Origin of the sequence: Halobaculum gomorrense (assembly GCF_900129775.1) — an archaeon.
Taxonomy (GTDB): Archaea; Halobacteriota; Halobacteria; order Halobacteriales; family Haloferacaceae; genus Halobaculum; species Halobaculum gomorrense.
In genome coordinates, this window is record NZ_FQWV01000002.1 from 231,902 (window position 1) to 251,312 (window position 19,411).

Genomic DNA, 19,411 nt, shown 5'->3' on the forward strand with positions numbered 1-19,411 from the left:
GGACTACGTCGCCGCCTCAACCGCCGAGCGGGCGGAACCGACCGCGGCGGGGTCGATCGCCTGCGACTCCGTTCGGCGGTCGTCCCCGTCGCCCGAGTCGCCTCTGTCACGCGAGTCGTCGCCATCGACGGACTCCTCCCCGGTTGTCGACTCCGTACCGTTCGACTCTTGGATCACGTACCGCTGGCCGACCATCGGGTCAAGAAGGCTGTCGACGGGCGCGCGGTCGTCGCGGAGCACGGGCACGTCGTCGGTCGGCGGCGGCGGGGCATACGTCCAGACCTCCGCGCGTAGGTCGATACCGATGTCCCGGCGTTCGTTTCGGGCGAGCAACTCCGCCTCGGAGATCCGGGTGTCGTTGTTCGTCGCGACGATCTCGATGTTCTGGACGACGCCGCCCCCGACGGTCGGGAAGCCGTACACCTGCGGACACACCCGCGACATGGTGCGATACTCAGCCCGGTAGAACTGCGAGGCGGGCCCGCTCGCGGCCGAGATGACGTTCGCGAAGAGGATGCCGTCCTCGTCGAGGCGGCTGCTCGCGAGCGACATGAACTCCCGCGTGGTCAACTCGAACGGCACTTTGTCCCGCTGGTAGGCGTCGAGGACGACCAGGTCGTACGTCCGGTTCGTCTCTCGGAGGAACTGTCGACCGCCCCGGTTGTAGATGTTCAGCCGCGGCGACTCCTCGACGCCGAAGTACTCCGTCGCGGCAGCGATCACCTCGGGATCGATCTCGGCCACGTCGACGGTAACGTTCTTATACTCGTGGACGAACCGCCTCGGGCCGGTGAAGCCGCCGCCGCCGACGAACAGCACCCGGTCGATCTCGTCGGGGTCGCCGGCGAAGAGGTACGGGAGGTGGAAGTAGCGGGTGTACTCGAAGACGTGACGGTACGGCTCCTCCAGATCTATCGCGCTGTGTCGCTGTCCGCCGAGGTACCGCCTCCGGGTGTCGCCGAGGTCCACGACCCGAAGCTGCTGGTACGGCGTCTGCGTCTCGTAGACGACCTCGCCCTGCCCTGCACGGTGTAGCCGGCGGCGCCCGTCGCCGCCGGCACGAGCAGCAGCGCCAGGAAGCCGGTGACTGCCACCCGCTCGCGACCGATCGGCCGCCCGACAGCCAGCGCCGCCGCGATCGAGAGCGCGCCGAACACCAGCGCGATCCGGTCGATGCCGAGCGACGGGATCAGGAGGTACGTGGTCGCGAACGCGCCGACGATGCTCCCGACGGTGCCGAGCATGTATACGTGGCCCGACGCCTCGCCGAACCCCTCTTTCGCGGACAGTTCGGCGGCGTACGGGCTGACGTAGCCGAGGAGGTACGTCGGCGGGCCGAAGAGGAGGACGACCGCCGGCAGCGACGCGACCCGGCTCGGCAGCGAGAAGCCCGAGGTAGCCCGGAGGAGCACGTCGCCAACGAGGATCAGCCCCGCGACGTACACCGCGGTCAGGAGGAACACGCGGGCCATCCGCCCGTTCGTCGCGCGCTCGGCGGCCAGCTTGCCGCCGCGGTGGTAGCCGTAGCTGAGCGCCGCGAGGAAGACCCCGATGATTGTGCCCCACGTGTAGATGCTGCTGCCGAACTGCGGGGCGATCATCCGCCCGGCGAGGATATCGAGACCCATGCTCGCGACCCCCGAGACGAACACGGCGATCTCCGGCCTGTTCAGACGGAGGGCGTCGACGGCGCGGGTCGATCTCATCACCGATGCCACGCGTCCGAGCGGCATAACTGTTCGACGGGCGCGGTGCGGGTATGGGTCCGACAAGAGAAACGCACTTGAGTCGCAACGGGGTAGGTGCGGGTGGCCGATGACGAGGTGACCGCTCCGAGCCCGGGTGGCTCCGGCGCGACGACGAGCCCTATGAGTGCCGAGGCCACCGCTTTCGACGGTCGACGGCGTCTCTGGGGGTATCTGTTCGTGGAAACGGGAGACCTCGTCCCCGTCGATGAAGAGTCAGCCAGTCGAACTCGACTCGCTCGGCGAACTATCTCGGGCCGGTGGCCCGGCTCCTCGTCGTATTCGCTGTCTGGCAGATGCGAATCTTCGAGGAATCGGAATAGCCGCATCGTCCGAAACAGACGCCGAATTCGCGGGTATATTAATTCCCGATACTATTATATAATAACATATGTTATTGCCTGAGTGATGCTGCCACCTGACCAGTCTGAAAAATCACTGGTGGAGGGTTCGGACTCCTCGACGGCGAGCGACAGACCGGCCCGAGGGTCGGTATTCGACCGCCGTGGCTTGCTGCGTCTCGTCTCGGTGACGACGGTAACCAGTCTCGCCGGCTGCAGTCGGCTCGGTGACTTCCTTGACGGCGACGACGCCGGGGGTCCCACGTCCACCTACGGCTACGGAGGAAGTCCGACGGCAGCGACCACCGCCACGCCGATCGCTACCGCGACTCGAACGGGTGGAGCCACTTCCACGACCACGCGGACCAACACGCAGGCCGGTACGGACACAGCGGCCCGAACGGCGACGTCTGTGCCGGAAGACGACTACGGCGAGCAGGGCTACGGACAGTACGGCTACGGGGGAACACGATGACAGTGCTATGACCGACAATCACAGCTACAACACACCCGCGAAGGGGGCGACAGACTGGCACGCACCGCTGAATGATAACTTCGAGCGGCTCGACGGCGACGTCGAGGTCCGCGACCGCGAGGCTAACCGGGGGGATTACCTGGCCAAGGCCGGTGCGAAGTTTTTCGCGACCGACACGGGGGCGACCTACATCGGCGACGGAAGCAACTGGAACCGGCTGGCGACTTCGGGGGAGGACCCGACGTTCAATTCGCTGCGCGTCGAAAGCGCGCCGAGTTCGAACACCGACGTCGTTCGGCAGTCTGAACTCTCTGATAAGGCCGATTTGGTCCACTCTCACTCCGGCGACGACATCTCTCCGGACACGGTCAGCGCCACCCGCGTGAAGGCCGATACGGTCGTCGCGACAGACGTCGGCACGACCGTCTGGGACGCCTACGGCCAGTCGGTTCCGTCTGGGAGCCCGACGACGATCGAGTTCCAGAACGTCGAGGTCGACCAGCGAAGCCAATGGAGCAGTTCGAACTACACTATCGAGGTCACCGAGCCAGGGAACTATCTGGTCTCCGGCGGTATCTTCTGGCGCGACCAGCCCTCGTCCGGAACGAACCACTGGTTCACCGTCAGGAGGAACGGCAATGTCGGGGTGGCACAGGCGTTCGCAGAGGGTCCAAACGACTGGCAGCTCCAGGCGAGCCGTCCCGTCCTCGACGTCGATAGCGGCGACTCGTTCCACCTGGAGGTCGAACAGTACGAGGGCAGTCCGCTCCGTATCGGGGGGAGTCGGGTCTCTACGTACTTGTCCGTCGTGCAGCTGTAGGCGGGGCCTGCCGACAGAGCGGACAACCGCGGACACGCGCGTGCTCGGCTTGCGGCGGAGACTTAGACTGAGTCGCCTTGACAGCGGCGCCACCCACGTTCGCTATGGACAGATCCCGAGTCGTGAGTGCCGAGGCCGATCCGCTGCCGTCGACGGCGGGGCCCCCGCGGACGCCGACGAGTTGGATGCTTTAGAAGGTGTCATAGAAGTCTTAACAAGGTGTTCGTTACTCTTCTGAGATTCATAAAATAGCCGGTGAGATCACGAACCTACCAATCCGATCTCGTTTCAGTTACAATTGGGGCAAACTGAAATCGTAGCGCCAGCATAGTATGTCTTCTCCGCCAATTCCGTTCCACAGGTGCCACAGCTTTCTTCTTGTCTGTCAACAGAAGTGCCGTCGGTCGTCTCAGACCCACAACCACAATTTGCCCCGACAACGTTCTGCATACCAAGATCGTTCGAACGGATCACAATAAGAGTCAGTCGGACGCCAGAATCCTTGTCCATGCTCTGTACGTACCGTTCAAACCAGGGGCGAGAGCGGTTCTATGACACTCCGTGGGTTAGCCTTCCGCGTCGCAGTCAGTGAGATGAACGGCCATCCCTCTGGGAGTGCGCCGCGAGCGTCCCGCAAGCGGGTGCGATTCTACAGGCAGAGCAGGCCGAGCGCCTCGGGACTTGACCACGAAGCAGTTCACCAGGTGTACGAGTCGACGTGATGACTGGCGCCCGGGGTACAGCCCCGCCGGCGCCGCGCGCTCGACCCGAATCTCCCACGACCGAACGGGTGAGGTATGAACACATGGATCGGGCGGTATCGGCCCGCACGGAGCTGATTCCTCCGGATCACGGGGATCGAGGGATCGTTGTGACTGATCAGGCACCCTACTCCCGCGTAACCGACTGACTATGGTTGAATGACCACGAGAAGATGTTCTCTCAGAATGTTCGTCCGGAAAGAATTTCGTTAAAAAAACGAATGCGGAACCCTTATCGGGTAGACAGTCATTTGTTTAGTTGCAATGGCAAACGGTAAGGTTGATTTCTTCAACGACACTGGCGGCTACGGTTTCATTACGACTGAGGACTCCGACGACGACGTGTTCTTCCACATGGAGGATGTCGGCGGCGAGGATCTGACCGAGGGAACCGAGATCGAGTTCGACATCGAACAGGCCCCCAAGGGCCCGCGCGCGACGAACGTCGTCCGCGCATAATCCGGTTTCACACGGTCGCCTGACGGCGACACACTGATTCCGTTTCTTCAGGACCCGCTGACGACGAGCGACGCGTGCCGTCCGTCGCGACGGGGACAAACGGTCGTTGCCGAGCCGGCGGCTTACTCGTTGCCGGTCTGGGGTCTCAGTTTCGTTTCCGGTCGCGGTTTCGGTCTCAGCTTTGTTCCCGGTCTCGCCGTCGGCTTCACTCCTGTCGTCCTCGGGCGGGCCTGCTTCCTCTGGCGGGGCCTCGACCGGGAGGATTACCTCGGTCGTCGCGTCCGGCGTCAGCGCGACAGTGAACGATTCGTTGTCCTCTGCGCCGGCGAAGCTCCCGATCGCGTACGCCGTGTACGCCGTCTCCTCCTCGAGTTCGACGTCGACGGTGGCGACGACCGAGCCGTTGTTCTCGGCGGTCGCCGCGCGGATCTCCAGCGTGTAGTTGCCGGCGGGCACAGTCACGTAGTCGGTGACGCTCCCGTAAGACACGTTGTCGGCGACGACGACGTCAGTGCCGGCCACGGTGACGTCGACCGTCGGCGCGTCGGGCGAGAGGTGCGCGACGGCCACGGCGCTCTCGTTGTCCGCCGGTGTGTACGCGTCGTCGTTGATGAACACCGGCGCGAACGGCTCGCTCGCGTTCTCGCTCACCTGCTCGGCGGCCGCGACGGTGGTCACGCTCCGGGGATCGACGGTGATGTTCTCCGCGTACACCACATCGCCGCCCTCCGCGGTCGTGACGGTGAGGTTGTACTCCCCGCTGGCGACAGCGAGGTAGTCGGTGGTGGTACCGAACTCGAGGTTGGTCACGACCGTCTCGTTGTTCAACGACACGTTGACCGCGGGCGCGTCCGGCGACGCGTGCAGGACCCGCAGGTACGCCGTCTCCTGTGTCGACGGACCGTCGTCGGTGTGGTTCATCGCCGTCGCCGCCGGCGACGCCGACACTCACCGGCGGCGCGTCGGGCGAGGCGTGCACCACGCGCACCGCTGCCGTCTCCTCGGCGGGCGGCTCGACGCGGTCCTCCAGCGGCGTCACGGCGAACGCCTGGTTCTGCCCGGACACCTCGCCGAAGGCGGCGACGGTGAACGCGCCGTTGTCGAACTGGATCTCCTGTTCGAACACCGCTTCCTCCTCGCCGGCGGCGGTCATAGTCACCCCATACGTTCCCGGTTCGAGCACGTAGTACCCGCTCACCGAACCGTACGCGATGTCGGTGAGTATCTCTGTCCCCCCGACTGCCACGTCGACGTTCGGCGCGTCCGGCGAGAGGTGTGCGACGCGGACGACCACCATGCCGTCCTCGACCGCAGCGGCCGGATCGTCGGTTGCCTCGGGCGGCTCGGGCGTTTCAGTCTCCGCGTCTGTCGCTTCGCCTTCGGTCTCGGTTTCCTCCGCTGCGGTCTCCTCGCCGGTCACCTCCTCGACCGTGCCGACCGTCGCGTTCGTCGCGTTCGTGCTGTTGTTCGTCCCTGCGCCGCATCCCGCGAGGCCGACGCCGGCCGCCGCGCCCAGCGCCGCCGCGAACTGTCGCCGTGACACCGTTCGTCGAGTCATGCAGGCAGACAGGTCCGGCGGCTGTCGCTTTGTTATGAAGCGGCGGGAACTACACACGCACGGATTACGCGCGGGACACGCTCGGACTCGACCGAGGCGATTTCTTTCTGCGGCGCGCTCGCGTTCGTTCGGTAGGCTCGACCGAGCACGGCGGCTCCTGAGTAAGCCGCTCGTATGCGCGCTCGTCCGCTCGACGTTAGCCGGTCGTGACGATCTCGACCACGTCGCGGTGGTCGAGGACGGTGTCGGCGCCGACCTGCCGTCCGCTCCGACAGTCGATCCCGTGGAGGAAGCCGTCGCCGATGTCCGAGTGCAGCGTGTACGCGAAGTCCTCGGCGGTCGCGTAGTCCGGGAGGACGAAGCAGTCGCGGAACGGACCCTTGCTCCAACTGCCGCTGGCGCTGCCGGGGAACACCGCCTTCGCGTCGAGCTCGTCGAACAGCGCCGCCTCGATCACCGACTGCACGCCGGTGCCGCCGTACTCGGTGACGAACTCGCGGATGACCTCCAGCCCGGCCTCCTGCTCGTCGCTCACGTCGCCGACGATGTCGAAGTCAGCGTCGCCCTGCGTGTACTCGACGACGCCCGCCTCGTCGGCCGTCTTCAGCGACCCCTCCGCGTGGGCGCTCGCGGGGACGATCGTCAGGTGTTCGTACTCGGGATCGCTCGTGATTGACTCGTAGTTATCGCGGGCGGCGGGCGTGTCCATCTTGTTCGCCGCGATCACCATCGGCTTCGTTCGCTTGCGGATCTCGCGGGCGAGCTCGAAGCGATCGTCGTCGTCCCACGTCTCGGGGTCCAGCTCTAGGTCCAGCGACAGGACGACCTGCTTGATCTCGTCCTTGTTCGTCCGGAACGCGCTCAGCTGCTCGGCGAGTACCTCCTCGACGCCGACCTCGTCGCCGGGGTTCGGCCCTTGATACATCGACTCGAACTTCTCGATCCCCTTCTCCAAGATGTCGAGGTACCACTGATCGAGCTCCGCCTCGAGGAAGTCGATGTCCTCGCGGGGGTCGTGGCCCTCGGTCGGTTCCCCCTCGATGTCTGTCTCGCCCGAGAAATCGACGACGTGGACGAGCACGTCCGCCTCGTTGAGGTCTGAGAGGAACTGGTTTCCAAGCCCCTTCCCCTCGTGGGCGCCGGGGATGAGGCCCGCCACGTCGACGAGTTTCACGGGGACGAACCGGGTGTCGTCGCGGCAGAAGCCGTGGTTCGGCTCGCACGTCTCGTCGAACTCCGGCGCGGGGCAGTCGACGCCAACGTACGCCTCGCCGACGCTGGGGTCGATCGTCGTGAAGGGGTACGCGCCCTCGGGCACGTCGTTCATCGTCGCGGCGTTGAAGAAGCTCGACTTCCCGACGGACGGCTTCCCGACGAGACCGATCTTGTAGCTCATTACGAGCGCTGGGCAGCCGCGACTGAAACGCGTTTCTACCGCAGGGCGCCCGTGACGCCCGTTCACATGGGGACTACACGGGAGCGTTTCGAGTGGAGTCCGCGGCCCGCACGCGATGTCGGACGCGTCTGTCGTCGCGGCGGCCTCCGGCTCGACCGGCGCCACTCGGCCGCAGTCCTCTAATCCCGCTGGAGCCACGGTACGGACTCTCTCGGAAGCCCTATACGTGAAACTGCCCTCCATCGCCTATGAACTACGCCGACGCGCTCGACCGCGCTTACGACGAGCTGCCCGACACGCCCGCCGACGCCGGCGAACGCCTGCAAGTCCCCGACCCCGAGGGACAGACCGACGGGGCGTTCACTCGCCTGACGAACCTCTCGGACATCGCCGATGCGCTCTCTCGTGACCCCGAGCACCTCCACAGCGCCATCCAGCGACAGCTTGGGACCAACGGTCAGTTCGAGGACGGCGTTGCCCGCTACAACGGGTCGTTCTCCATCGCCGACTTCGACGCCGCCATCGACGAGTACGTCGCCGAGTTCGTCACCTGCTCGGAGTGCGGCCTCCCCGACACCGTCCTCAAGACCGAGGACGGCGTCCGGATGCTCCGCTGTCAGGCGTGCGGTGCGTTCCGTCCGGTCCAGAAGCGGTCGTCGGCCGCGAGTCAGCAGTCGCAGGGTCCCGACATCGAGGAGGGGAAGACGTACGAACTGGAGATCACCGGAACCGGCCGCAAGGGCGACGGCGTCGCCGAGAAGGGCAAGTTCACCGTGTTCGTCTCCGGCGCCCAGGAGGGACAGACGGTCCAGGCGTACGTCCACAACGTCTCCGGCAACCTCGCGTTCGCGCGTCCGACGTAAGCGCCGAAGCGCCCCGACCGCGGCGGCCGTCACGCACTTCCGACGAGCGTCCCAGACACCCGTCTGTGTCTGACCCCGAGACAGACGCAGACGAGCTGTTTGACGCACTGCGCGCTCGGCTCGAATCGGGCGAAGAGACGCTCGAATCGCTGCTCGCCGAGCTGACCGACGACGGCGCCGACGAGGAGCCAGTCGGTGACCCCCGAGTGGCGCTCTCGCGGACCCTCCGCCGCGAGATGCGAGAGACGGGGCACGGGCCGGCGAAGACGGCCACGGAGATCAGAGAGCGCGCCGCAGCCAGCGACCGCAGCCCCGTCGAGCAGCTCCGCGCCGACTACGGCGCCCCGGGCGCGCCCGACCACCGCGACGAAGCGGGCGGGGACGACGACTGAGCGGGCCCTCCGGTTCTCGGCGTTGACAGTCGGGACACAACCTACTTTCCTCCCGATCGCGGTCCCGCGGTATGGCGCGGCTCGACATTGCCGACGGTTTCGACGTACACGACTACCGGAGCAAGCTGAAGCTCATCACGCAGGACGCCGGGTCGATGACGCTCGCGAACCGCGAGGGGCTGGGCTGCCCCGCCTGCGGCGACCCCTTCGAGCGCCTGTTCGTCAGCGACGACGAGACGGTGAGGTTCGCGTCGGCGCCGAACGGACCGATCTGCCTGGCCCGAACCGACGAACGACTGCTCGTGTTGACCCACTGAGCGGCGCGCTCGTCCCCGCTCGCGCCGGTCGATCGCGGGAAAGAACGCCCCGGTAGCCCCCGTTCCGGTGCCTCCACGGACGCCCCGCTCGGCGGTGGCTCCGCCGTGGTCCAGGATCGGCGGTGGCGCGCCTACTCGTCGGGCTCGAAGTCGAGCGCGGCGGAGTTGATGCAGAAGCGCTCGCCGGTGGGCTCGGGGCCGTCTTGGAAGACGTGCCCGAGGTGGCCGTCGCAGACGGCGCACTTCACCTCGACCCGGGACATCCCGTGGCGGTCGTCGTCCTCCAGAGTGACCTTCGACTCGTCGGCGGCGTAGAAGCTGGGCCACCCGCAGCCGGAGTCGTACTTCGTCTCCGACTCGAAGATGACGGTGCCGCAGCCGGCGCACTCGTAGACGCCGTCGTCGTCGCGGTCGACGTGCTCGCCGGAGAACCGCGCCTCCGTCCCGCGCTCGCGGAGGATCTCGTACTCCTCGTCGGTCAGTCGATCGCGCCACTCCTCATCGGTCTCCGGGAGGTCCTCCGGTGCCTGCTCGGCGAAATCGCTCATACCCGCAGTGGGGGCTACAGCGGCATGAACCCCCGGTCGCCGGCGGCCCCGCACACGGGGGCGACGCCCCCGGGTGCCTCGCGGCGGGCACGCGCCCCGCGCCGACTCACTCCGGGAACAGCTCCGCCTCGCGCTCGACGGCGTCGATGCGGGCCTCGTCCTCGGGTTCGAGGTCGAGGTCGGCCGCCGGGAGGTTCGCGCGGAGGTGCGCCTCGCTGGAGGCCTTCGGGACGGTGACGACGCCCTCCTTGCCGGTGAGCCACGCGATGCTCACCGCCTCCGGCGTCGCGTCGTGCTTGGTCGCGACCGCGCGGACCGCATCGACCTCGCGGACGCGACCGCCGGCCAGCGGCGAGTACGCGACCAGCGGGTAGCCGTGGTCGACGGCGTGCTCGCGGAGGGCGGGGCGCCGGAACAGCGGGTGGTACTCTGTCTGGTGGGCCGCCAGTGGAGCGTCGAGCAGGTCGATCGCCTCGTCGAGCTCGTCGAGGTCGAAGTTCGAGACGCCGACGTGGCCCGCGAGGCCGTCGTCGACGAGCGCGTCGAACGCCGCGAGCGTGCCGGCGGGGTCGTAGCCGCCCTTCGGTCGGTGGACATACAGCAGATCGACCGCGTCGAGGCCGAGCCGGTCCAGGCTCGCTTCCGTCGACGGGCGGACATCCTCGGGCGCGAGGCGGTCGATCCAGGTCTTCGTCGCGACGGTGACCGCGTCGCGGTCGCCGCCGCCGCCGTCGAGGGCCGCGGCAAGGCCGGCGCCGACGGTCGCCTCGTTCTCGTACACCTGGGCGGTGTCGAAGTGGCGGTAGCCCGCTCGCAGCGCCGTCTCGACTGCGGCGGCACCCTCGTCGCCGTCGAGGCCCATCGTGCCGAGGCCGACAGGCGGGAGATCGAGGTCCGTGTTCATATGCGGTGATCGGGGGGCGGCGAGAAAGTGTCGCCGGTCGTGGGGCGGAGTCGGCGGTCAGGCACAGATCGCCCGGAGGTCGGCGAACCCGTCGATGTCGTACGTCGGCGTGACCGAGAGGGTCCAGTCCTCGCGGTGCGGGCGGCGGATGAACGCCGAGTCGATGCCGGCGTTGTCTGCGGCCTCGATGTCGGACTCGTTGTCGCCGACGAACAGCGCTGTGTCGGCGTTCAGGTCCGCGAGCGCCCGGTCGATGTAGTGGCTGTTGGGCTTCTTGCGCCGGAGGCTCTCGACGGTCGGCTCGCGGCCGTAGGCGGTGTCGAAGAGGTCGGCGACACCGAAGTGGTCGAGGAGGAACTCCACCGTCTCGTGTTGGTTCGAGGAGACGATCCCGAGCGGCGCCGAGAGGTCGCGGAGCACGTCGATGTCGTCGTACAGGCGCTTGTTGCCCGCGCGGACCTCGCGGCGCTGGGCCTCGAAGGCGGTCCGGTCGCGCATGGCCCAGAACTCCCGGGGCGTGAGGTCGTAGGTGTCGCACACCTCCTCGACCTGCCCGGGGGAGACGCCGACGACCATCGACTCGACGTGCTCGGGGTCCGGGTCGGCCACCGAGAGCGCCTCGAAGGCGTCCCAGGCGGCCTCGTGGAGCACGTCGTAGTGGGTGCGCCCCACGAGTACCCCGTCGTTGTCGAAGACGATCGCGTCGTACATGCCGGTTACTGGCGCGTCATTGCGGATAAGCGTTTCACCCGGGTGTCGAGAGCGTTCCACGGGAACGCCACTCACGACGGTCGCCCGTTGGCGCCGCTCGTACCTCGGCCCCGCCCGCTCGTCGCTGCCTCCTCGGCACTGCTCGCTCGGTCGACCGCCCGCAAGCGATACGGAGCCGCCGTCCGTGATCACGGTGATGGCACACCTCGGCATCGTCGGCGCCGGCCTCGCGGGCGCAGGCGCGGCGTACGCGCTCCGCGACACCGACCACGACGCGACGATCCTTGAGAAGTCCCGCGGCGTCGGCGGTCGCGCGGCGACCAGGCGACGGGACGGCTGCCGCTACGACCACGGCGCCAACTACGTGAAGCTCCCCGACGAGCGGACCGGTGACCTGATCCGCGACCTCGGCGACGATGGGCTCGTCGACATCGCGGAACCGGTGTGGACGTTCGGCGCTGACGGAGAGATCGCCCCCGGCGACGGCGACGACGAGCACAAGTACACCTGGGAGGCAGGGATCACCCAGTTCGCCAAGCGACTGCTCGCGGAGACGGACGCCGAGGTGCGCAAGACGACGCGCGCCGAGTCGATCGTTCGCGACGGCGGGGGCGCCCGGGACGGGACGGCCGACGGCGACACCGGTCCGGGCGGCGACCGCGGGGGCGCCTGGACGGTCACCGACGCCGACGGCGACGACCACGGCCCGTTCGACGCGCTCGTGCTCACGCCGCCGGCGCCCCAGACGGCCGACCTGCTCGCGGCGACGGAGTGGCCCGACGACGGCGGCGCGCTCGCTGACCTGCGCGCGGCCGTCGAGGCGACCGAGTTCCGCACAGTCCGGACCCTCGCGTTGCACTACCCGTTTGAACTCGACGTGCCGTGGTACGGCCTGGTCGACGTGGAGAAGACCCACGAGATCGGGTGGCTCTCGCGCGAGGAGTGCAAGCGCGGACACGTCCCCGACGGCGAGGGGCTACTGATCGTCCAGCTGAGCCCCGAGTGGTCGACCGCCCACTACGACGACTCGCTGGAGGCGGCCGCCGCCGAGGCGGCGACGCTCGCGGCCGACCTGGTCGGGGACGACCGACTCGCGGATCCCGACTGGGCGGACGACCAGGGCTGGCGCTACGCGCTCCCGAACGAGGGGCTGGTCGGCGACGGCGGACCCGACGCCGCCGCCGGCGCGGTCGCGGCCGCCCGCGAGGCGGGGTTGTACCTCGCCGGCGACTGGGTCGCCGGGCGGGGGCGCGCCGCCGCGGCGCTGTGGAACGGGATCGACGCCGGCGAGTCGATCGCCGAGCGCCTGTCGGGCCGCTGAGACGGCCGAGGCGGCTGAGGGGGCCGAGACGGTCGAAGACGACCGAGAGAGACCGCCGGCGACGACGGCGTCCGTATTGTCCGCTGTCGAAACCGACTCCCCGGCGTCGCCCGGAGACGGATCAGAGACGCGATGTCGGACGACACCCACGCCCGCCGAACGGACGCGCCCGCCGTCACGGTCGAGTCCGGCGCGCGCCTCCACTTCGGCTTCGGCACCCTCTCGCTGGCGCACGAGCGCCTGTACGGCGCCGTCGGGGTCGGCCTCGACGCGCCCCGGGTCAGGCTCCGGGTCGCGCCCGCCGACGCAGTCGAGAGCGACCACGGCACCGCCCGCGAGTACACCGCGCGCGCGTGCGACCTGCTGGGCGTCGACGGCGCCCGCGTCGCCGTCGAGGCGGAGCTCCCCCGCCACATGGGGCTGGGGAGCGGGACGCAACTGGCGCTCGCGACGCTCGCGGGCGTCGCCCGCGCGCACGACCTCGACCCGACGGTTCGCGATCGCGCGCCGGAACTCGGCCGCGGTGGACGCTCGGGCGTCGGCGTCGCGACGTTCGAGAACGGCGGCTTCGTCCTCGACGCCGGCCACCCGACCGGGCGGTTCACCACGGACCGCCCCGCCGACGGCGACTGGACCGTCCCCGCCGTCGCCGCCCGTCACCGCGTGCCCGACCACTGGCGGTTCCTGCTCGTGATCCCGGAGGCGGACCCGGGACGCGCCGGCGACGACGAGGACTCCGCCATCCGCCGTGCGGTCGAGGACGCCGACCCCGCCGTCGCCGACCGCGTCGCGGGCGTGATCCAGCGCCGTCTGCTCCCTGCGGTCGCGGAGGGCTCGGCCGAGCGCTTCGGCGCCGCCGTCGAGGAGGTCGGCCGGCTCAACGGCGCGTGGTTCGCCGACGAGCAGGGCGGCGTCTACCGCCCGCCCGTCGGCGACATCGTGGCTGAAATCGGCGACGACCCGGCCGTCTACGGCGCCGGACAGTCCTCGTGGGGGCCGGTCGTGTACGGCGTCACCGATGCCAACCGGGCCGACGGGGCGCGCGAGGCCGGCGCCGACGCGCTCGCGGCCGCGGGCGTCGACGGGGAGGTGCGGGTCGTCCGGCCGCGCAACCGCGGCGCCGAGATCGGCGCCGATCGGCACAACGCCTAAGCGCGCGCCCGAGCGAGCAGTGGCATGGATCGGATCCCGTTCGGCGTCGCCGAGCTCGACTCGGTGCTCGGCGGCGGCGCCCCCGAGGGCAGCGTCGTGCTCGTCGCCGGCGAGTCCGGCGCCGGCGCCCGGGAGTTCGCCTACACGAGCGCCGCGATGAACGCTCTCGCCCGCGTCGACGCGGAGACGTTCGACCTCTACTACGGCGACGTGGCCGACTCCGCCGCCGTCCCGCCGGCGGTCCACTACCTCTCGTTCACCACCGACGCCGACTACATCGAGCGCGAACTGCGCTACACGATGGCCGACGAGATCGTCGACGCCGCCGTCGAGGGGATCGAGTTCGCCGACCTCTCGCCGGAGTACTTCCAGCTGTCGCCCATCCCGCGCGAGTGGTACATGGGGGCGACGAGCAGCATTCACGACCTCGGTAGCGCCGGCAACCGCGACGGCGTCCTCTCGGCGCTGGGGGAGTATCTCTCGGCGAACGCCGCGGGCAATCTCGTCGTCGTCGACGCCGTCACCGACCTCGTCGGCGCCTCCGGCGGCGAGGTGGAGTGGGCGGACGTGGCGATGCTGGTGCGCGGGCTCGCGAAGGCAGTCCACTCGTGGGGCGGGCTGCTGCTCGCGCTCGTCAACATCGACACGATCTCCGACCGGCAGCTCGGCCAACTCGTCGACGGCAGCGGCGGGACCCTCCAGTTCAGCTGGGAGTCCGGCGGCTCCAAGCGGGCACGGACGATGGTCGTCCGGGAGTTCCGCGGTGTGCTCTCCCAACTGGAGTCGGAGAACATCGTCCGCTTCGAGACGGAAATCCACGACGGCGGGCTCGACATCAGCGATGTGCGGAAGATCCGGTGACGAACGCACGGGCGGGGGACCGCGCCGCGTGGGAGCCGTTCGGGACCGCCCGAGCGGGGTCGACGACTCGCGGTTCACACAGTACGATACCACTACCGATAGCCGGGCCGGTAGTATTTATATGCACACCACCTACATGACGGTAGATGGACGGTGAGCAGGTCGAGGGGCTGCCGAGCGTCCTTCGTGACTGGATCGAGACCCGCGCGGACGAGACCGGTCGCTCCCGCGACGAGCTGTTGGCTCGCGCCGTCGCGGTCGATCGACTGCTCGAGGACGACGGCGACTCGCTTCCCGATCCGGCGGTGCTCGACGAGGCCGACGCGGTCGCTTCCCGGCTCGATGTGATCGAGGCGCGCGTCGACGAGTTGAACGAGGAACTCGACGAGAAGATCGACGACGTTCGCTCCCGGGTGATCCAGGTCAAACGCGAGACCGACGCGAAGGCGGAGGCGGGTCACGATCACCCGGACCTGCGCGAGACGGCCGAGTTGGCACCGGATATCGCCGCCGATGTCGACGAGTTGCGCGACCGGCTGGCGGAGCTCGACGAGGCCGTCGAGGACGGCTTCGCGAACTACGAGGAGGTGCTGGAGTACCTCACAGACACCGCCGACGACCACGACGCGAAGCTCTCCACGGTCGCGACCGTGCTCGCGGACGTTCGCGCTCGAGTGTCGACGCTAGAGGCGCGCGAGGCGCGCCGCCGCGCGGCGGCGGACCTGAAAGCCGAGGCCAACCGTCTGGGGGTGACGACGGCCGACTGCGAGGGCTGCGGCTCGACCATCCGGCTCGGGCTGCTGTCGACTCCGGAGTGCCCGCACTGCGGGAGCATCTTCGAGGCGGTCGAGCCGGCGTCGGGATTTTTCGGGTCGCCGTCGCTCACGGTCGGCGCACAACCCGCGCTGGAGGGTGAGACGGTCGACGACGACGACCCGGACGCGATCTTCGACGAGGGATAGATGTCGGGGGACGACGCCGGCGGTCCGGACGGCGGGGCCGAACGCGGCGACGGACCCGACGGCGAGGACAGCCCCGACGGCGAGGACAGCCCCGACGGCGGAGACGGAGACGACGCGCCGCGGGTGCAGAACCCGTTCGCCGGAGCGGAGGCAGCTCGCGGCGGAGGCGGCACGGGCGACGGAGGCGACGGAAGCGGCGCGGGCGACCGGGGTGACGCCGACGAGGACGCCGACGGCTCCCGTCGCGACGCCCCGCTCGACGACCTCGCCCGGCGGGTCGGCGAGCGATCCAGCGGTCACGACCGCGACTCGCGCGGGCGCTCGGACCTGTTCGAGGAGGTCGACGTGGGCGACGTGGACACGGAGGCGCTGTGGGCGTCGCTCGCGGCTACTGAGTCGACAGCGTCCGACGCCGGCGCCGGCGGTTCCGCCGCCAGCCCCGCCGACCACGATCACGGCCACGGCGCCGCGCCGGGCGTCGCCGAGTCCGTCGAGGAACCGATCGACCCGAAGGACTCCCGACCCGAGCACGTGGTCGACAAGCGGAAGTACTGTCAGCGCTGCCCGTACCTCTCGGACCCTCCGAACGTCGTGTGCGGCCGCGACGGCACCGACATCATCGAGGTCGTCGACGCCGAGCGCTTCCGGGTTCGCGGCTGTCCAATGGTGACGACCGAGGTGAAGCCGAACTTCGCCGCCGCCGAGGAGGCCGAGGGCGGGCCGCCGCCGGGCGACGACGCGTAACACATACCGGTGCGGCCCGAGTAGCGCGGGGTATGCAGTTTTGCGACGACTGCGGCTCGATGATGCGCACCGAAGACGGGGTGATGGTGTGCGCCTCCTGCGGCGCGACCGCCGACCGCGACGAGGATCTGGCCGCGCGGTACGTCTCCACCGAGGAGCAAACCGACGATGACGTGATTGAGACCGAGGAAGGCGCGAACTTCGAGGGGAAGCCTACCTCCGACGACGTGATCTGCGACGAGTGCGGTCACACCGTCGCCTGGTACACGATCAAACAGACCGGCGCCGCCGACGAGCCGCCGACGCGCTTCTTCAAGTGCAAGGAGTGCGGCTACCGCTGGAGAGAATACAACTGATGGTCTAGCGGGACCGGCTCACAGCGCGTCCGACAGCCACGCTCCGACCGCGTCGCCGACCTTCCCCGCCTGGCCGACGAAGAAGTGGTCGGCAGACCACTCCACCGTCTCGACCCCCAGTTCCCGCGCGCGTTCGACGACGGGCTTCCAGTCGGCAGTGTCGTCGCGGGTCGCGTACACCACCTGCGTGGGACAGTCGATGTCCTCCAGCGCCGCGACGGCGTCCAGATCGGAGGCGATCCGTGCCGTGGGCGCGAGCGCCGAAACGGCGTCCACGTCGCCCTCGCTCGCTCCGCTCTCGCTGGCGACGAGCAGCGCGAGCGTCCCCCCGAAGCTGAAGCCGAACAGGCCGACGCGGTCGTACCGTTCGCGCGCCCATGCGACGGCGTTGCGTGCGTCGGCGCGCTCGCCGTACCCTCCGTCCCAGTCGCCGTAGTCGAACCGGAAGCAGTCGACGCCGCCGGCGGTGAGTGCCGACGAGACCGCGCGGAGCCGCTCGTCGCCGCGGTGGCCGCGGTGCTGCGGATGTGGCGGGCACGCGACGACGCAGGCGTCGGCGTCGCTCGCCGTCGAGGCCGCGCCTCGCTTGGCCTCGCTCGTACGGTCCAGCGACCCCCGAACGTCGCGGCCGCCGGGGACGAGTACGTCGGTCACGCCGTCGCCCTCGCTCGCGCGGGTGAAAATGGTAGCGGGTGGCGTCTTCTCGGCCGGGTGAGATTTATACGGCCAGTTCACCTACTTCGGGTTATGGGTATCCTCTCGCGCACCTCCTACGTCATCCGCTCGAAGATCAATTTGATCCTCAACCGAGCGGAGGACCCGACGGAGACGCTCGACTACAGCTACGAACAGATGCGCGACGAGCTGCAGGATGTCAAGCAGGGCATCGCCGACCTGACGACCCAGAAGAAGCGCCTCGAGATCCAGAAGCGCCGACTGGAAGAGAACGTCGAGAAGCACAACGAGCAGGCGCGAGAGGCCGTCCAGCAGGACCGCGACGACCTCGCGCGAAAGGCGCTGGAAAAGAAGAAGTCGAAGATGAACCAGATCGAGGACTTGGAGTCGCAGATCGCCGAGCTGCAGAACACCCAGGATCAGCTCGTCGATAAGAAAGATGAGCTCCAGGGTCGCATCGAGGAGTTCAAGACAAAAAAGGAGACGATGAAGGCGCGCTACGAGGCCGCCGAGGCGTCGACGAGGGTGTCGGAGGCGATGTCGGGCGTCGGCGACGAGATGGAAGACGTCGGGCGCGCGATCGAGCGCGCCGAGGACCGCACCGAGGAGATGGAGGCGCGCTCGCAGGCGATGGACGAACTGCAAGACTCTGGCGCGTTCGACGACGCGCTCTCCGACGAGGACGAGATCGACCGGGAACTGGAGTCCGGGCGAACCGACCGCGAGGTCGACGCCGAGTTGGAGACGCTGCGCGCCGAGCTGGGGAAGGGATCGGCCGAGGACGACGGCGAGGCGGGCGCAGGCGCGGACGCCGACGTGGACGTGGAGGCTGAGCCCGTCCCAGACGAGGAGGTCGAGGCCGAACTGGAGGAGCTCCGCGAGGAGGAGGACGCCGACGCCTCGAAGTAGCGCCGACGCCCCGCCCCCGCCGTGACTCGCCGCCGAAGGGTCGGCCGCCCCGCTTTTTACCGACCGTCTCGACCGTCGCCCCATGACCGACGACTCTGACCAGCCGAGCGACCGGCTGCGCGAGCGGGCAGAGGAGAGCCGCTGGAAGCTATGGCTCCTGTTGGAGGCGGACCGGCGGCTCGTCGTCGCCGGGTTCGTGGCCGCGGTGTTCGCCGTGGTGCTCGCCTCGGGGCTGTTGTACCCGCCGGCCGAGGGCTCGATCCGAACGAGCGACTCCATCGACACGGTGTTTCAGGGGTTCCTCACGGCGACGATCACCGGCGTGACGCTCGTGCTCACGCTGAACCAGCTCGTGCTCTCCCAGGAGCTGGGGGCCGTCGGCGACCAGCGCGAGCGGATGCGCGGGGCCATGGAGTTCCGGGAGGACGTCGCCGACCTGATCGACGCGCCGGTCAGCCCTGCGCGGCCGGCACAGCTCCTCCGCGCGCTCGTGCAGGTGTCGGCCGACCGCGCCCGCGAGGTGCGCGAGGCCGCCGCCCGCACCGGCGACGACGCGGCGACCGAGGCGGTCGATGACCTGACGGCGAGCCTCGTCGGAAACGCAGAGACGGTCTCGGCCGGCCTGGACGACGCGCGCTTCGGCGAGTTCGACGTGATCTCCTCGGCGCTGAACTTCAACTACTCGTGGAAGGTGTTCGCGGGGAACCGGATCCGCGCTGAATACGGCGACGTGCTCGACGAGGAGGGGCGGGAGGCGCTCGACCGGCTCACCGAGACGCTCGAGCTGTTCGGACCGGCGCGTGAGCACTTCAAGACGCTGTACTTCCAGTGGGAGCTGATCAACCTCTCGCGGTCTATCCTCACGTGGGCGATCCCCGCACTGCTGGTGTCGGTGTTCATGATTGCGTTCTTCAACGACGCCACCTACTCGTACACGCCGTTCGGCGTGGAGACGCTGGTGCCCGTGGTCGCGACCGCCGCGACCGTCGCGACGCTCCCGTTTCTCGTGTTGATCGCGTACATTCTCCGGATCGCGACCGTGACGAAGCACACGCTGTCGATCGGACCATTCATCCTCCGGGAGACCGACGAGGTGTCGGAGATCGAGTGGGAGGGATGACATCCGGGCGACCGACGGGCT

At 68.9% G+C, this 19,411-nt stretch carries 18 protein-coding genes and 3 pseudogenes; 13 read left to right on the forward strand and 8 right to left on the reverse strand.

The window, feature by feature from the left end:
• Positions 1–3 precede the first annotated feature (3 nt).
• Positions 4–1,706 (reverse strand): annotated as a pseudogene (locus BUE16_RS15995) (spermidine synthase).
• Between the two features lie 718 nt (positions 1,707–2,424).
• Here BUE16_RS15995 and BUE16_RS04695 point away from each other — a divergent pair.
• Together BUE16_RS04695 and BUE16_RS04700 are read left to right on the forward strand one after the other, a co-directional pair.
• On the forward strand, positions 2,425–3,381 hold the full coding sequence (locus BUE16_RS04695; protein WP_234972327.1) for a hypothetical protein: 957 nt from the start codon (positions 2,425–2,427) through the stop codon (positions 3,379–3,381).
• Between the two features lie 1,025 nt (positions 3,382–4,406).
• Positions 4,407–4,601, forward strand: a complete 195-nt coding sequence (locus BUE16_RS04700; RefSeq protein ID WP_073307266.1) for a cold-shock protein — start codon at positions 4,407–4,409, stop codon at positions 4,599–4,601.
• 306 nt (positions 4,602–4,907) lie between these two features.
• Here the strand turns inward: BUE16_RS04700 and BUE16_RS04705 are convergent.
• The 3 genes and pseudogenes from BUE16_RS04705 to BUE16_RS04715 form a co-directional block, all read right to left on the reverse strand.
• A pseudogene (locus BUE16_RS04705) lies at positions 4,908–5,522 on the reverse strand (DUF4397 domain-containing protein); the annotation flags it as partial.
• An 82-nt stretch (positions 5,523–5,604) separates the two neighbouring features.
• Positions 5,605–6,159 (reverse strand): annotated as a pseudogene (locus BUE16_RS17475) (DUF4397 domain-containing protein); the annotation flags it as partial.
• A 196-nt stretch (positions 6,160–6,355) separates the two neighbouring features.
• Complete coding sequence (locus BUE16_RS04715) at positions 6,356–7,555, reverse strand: redox-regulated ATPase YchF (protein WP_073307268.1); 1,200 nt, start codon at positions 7,553–7,555, stop codon at positions 6,356–6,358.
• Positions 7,556–7,803: 248 nt separating this feature from the next.
• Here BUE16_RS04715 and BUE16_RS04720 point away from each other — a divergent pair, with 248 nt between their 5' ends.
• From BUE16_RS04720 to BUE16_RS04730, 3 genes are all read left to right on the forward strand, one after another.
• On the forward strand, positions 7,804–8,418 hold the full coding sequence (locus BUE16_RS04720) for a translation initiation factor IF-2 subunit beta (RefSeq protein ID WP_073307269.1): 615 nt from the start codon (positions 7,804–7,806) through the stop codon (positions 8,416–8,418).
• A gap of 65 nt (positions 8,419–8,483) precedes the next feature.
• Positions 8,484–8,810: a hypothetical protein gene (locus BUE16_RS04725; RefSeq protein ID WP_073307270.1), complete on the forward strand. Its 327-nt coding sequence runs from the start codon at positions 8,484–8,486 to the stop codon at positions 8,808–8,810.
• A 71-nt stretch (positions 8,811–8,881) separates the two neighbouring features.
• On the forward strand, positions 8,882–9,127 hold the full coding sequence (locus BUE16_RS04730; protein ID WP_073307271.1) for a DUF7385 family protein: 246 nt from the start codon (positions 8,882–8,884) through the stop codon (positions 9,125–9,127).
• 131 nt (positions 9,128–9,258) lie between these two features.
• On the opposite strand, the gene msrB is transcribed toward BUE16_RS04730, so the two are convergent.
• From msrB to BUE16_RS04745, 3 genes are all read right to left on the reverse strand, one after another.
• On the reverse strand, positions 9,259–9,675 hold the full coding sequence (gene msrB, locus BUE16_RS04735) for a peptide-methionine (R)-S-oxide reductase MsrB (protein ID WP_073307272.1): 417 nt from the start codon (positions 9,673–9,675) through the stop codon (positions 9,259–9,261).
• Positions 9,676–9,781: 106 nt separating this feature from the next.
• A complete protein-coding gene (locus BUE16_RS04740) occupies positions 9,782–10,579 on the reverse strand; it encodes an aldo/keto reductase (RefSeq protein WP_073307273.1) in 798 nt (265 codons plus the stop codon).
• A 57-nt stretch (positions 10,580–10,636) separates the two neighbouring features.
• A complete protein-coding gene (locus BUE16_RS04745; protein WP_073307274.1) occupies positions 10,637–11,290 on the reverse strand; it encodes an HAD family hydrolase in 654 nt (217 codons plus the stop codon).
• 196 nt (positions 11,291–11,486) lie between these two features.
• On the opposite strand from BUE16_RS04745, the gene BUE16_RS04750 reads away from it, so the two are divergent.
• The 6 genes from BUE16_RS04750 to BUE16_RS04775 all read left to right on the forward strand — a co-directional run bounded on the left by BUE16_RS04750 (position 11,487) and on the right by BUE16_RS04775 (position 16,686).
• Positions 11,487–12,611 carry an NAD(P)/FAD-dependent oxidoreductase gene (locus BUE16_RS04750; protein WP_073307275.1) on the forward strand — a complete coding sequence of 375 codons (1,125 nt, stop codon included), beginning with the start codon at positions 11,487–11,489 and terminating at the stop codon, positions 12,609–12,611.
• Positions 12,612–12,743: 132 nt separating this feature from the next.
• A complete protein-coding gene (locus BUE16_RS04755; protein WP_073307276.1) occupies positions 12,744–13,763 on the forward strand; it encodes a beta-ribofuranosylaminobenzene 5'-phosphate synthase family protein in 1,020 nt (339 codons plus the stop codon).
• Between the two features lie 24 nt (positions 13,764–13,787).
• Positions 13,788–14,624: an RAD55 family ATPase gene (locus BUE16_RS04760; protein ID WP_073307277.1), complete on the forward strand. Its 837-nt coding sequence runs from the start codon at positions 13,788–13,790 to the stop codon at positions 14,622–14,624.
• Between the two features lie 146 nt (positions 14,625–14,770).
• Positions 14,771–15,586, forward strand: coding sequence for a hypothetical protein (locus BUE16_RS04765; RefSeq protein WP_073307278.1), 816 nt, complete (start codon positions 14,771–14,773; stop codon positions 15,584–15,586).
• Positions 15,587–16,330, forward strand: a complete 744-nt coding sequence (locus tag BUE16_RS04770) for a hypothetical protein (protein ID WP_073307279.1) — start codon at positions 15,587–15,589, stop codon at positions 16,328–16,330.
• Positions 16,331–16,362: 32 nt separating this feature from the next.
• On the forward strand, positions 16,363–16,686 hold the full coding sequence (locus BUE16_RS04775) for a transcription factor S (protein WP_073307280.1): 324 nt from the start codon (positions 16,363–16,365) through the stop codon (positions 16,684–16,686).
• Between the two features lie 18 nt (positions 16,687–16,704).
• On the opposite strand, the gene BUE16_RS04780 is transcribed toward BUE16_RS04775, so the two are convergent.
• Positions 16,705–17,340: a dienelactone hydrolase family protein gene (locus BUE16_RS04780; RefSeq protein WP_073307281.1), complete on the reverse strand. Its 636-nt coding sequence runs from the start codon at positions 17,338–17,340 to the stop codon at positions 16,705–16,707.
• A 93-nt stretch (positions 17,341–17,433) separates the two neighbouring features.
• Between BUE16_RS04780 and BUE16_RS04785 the strand changes: the two genes are divergently transcribed.
• Together BUE16_RS04785 and BUE16_RS04790 are read left to right on the forward strand one after the other, a co-directional pair.
• Entirely contained in the window at positions 17,434–18,270 is an 837-nt protein-coding gene (locus tag BUE16_RS04785) for a PspA/IM30 family protein (RefSeq protein WP_073307282.1), read from the forward strand.
• Positions 18,271–18,352: 82 nt separating this feature from the next.
• A complete protein-coding gene (locus BUE16_RS04790) occupies positions 18,353–19,390 on the forward strand; it encodes a hypothetical protein (protein WP_073307283.1) in 1,038 nt (345 codons plus the stop codon).
• The last annotated feature ends 21 nt before the right edge of the window (positions 19,391–19,411 follow it).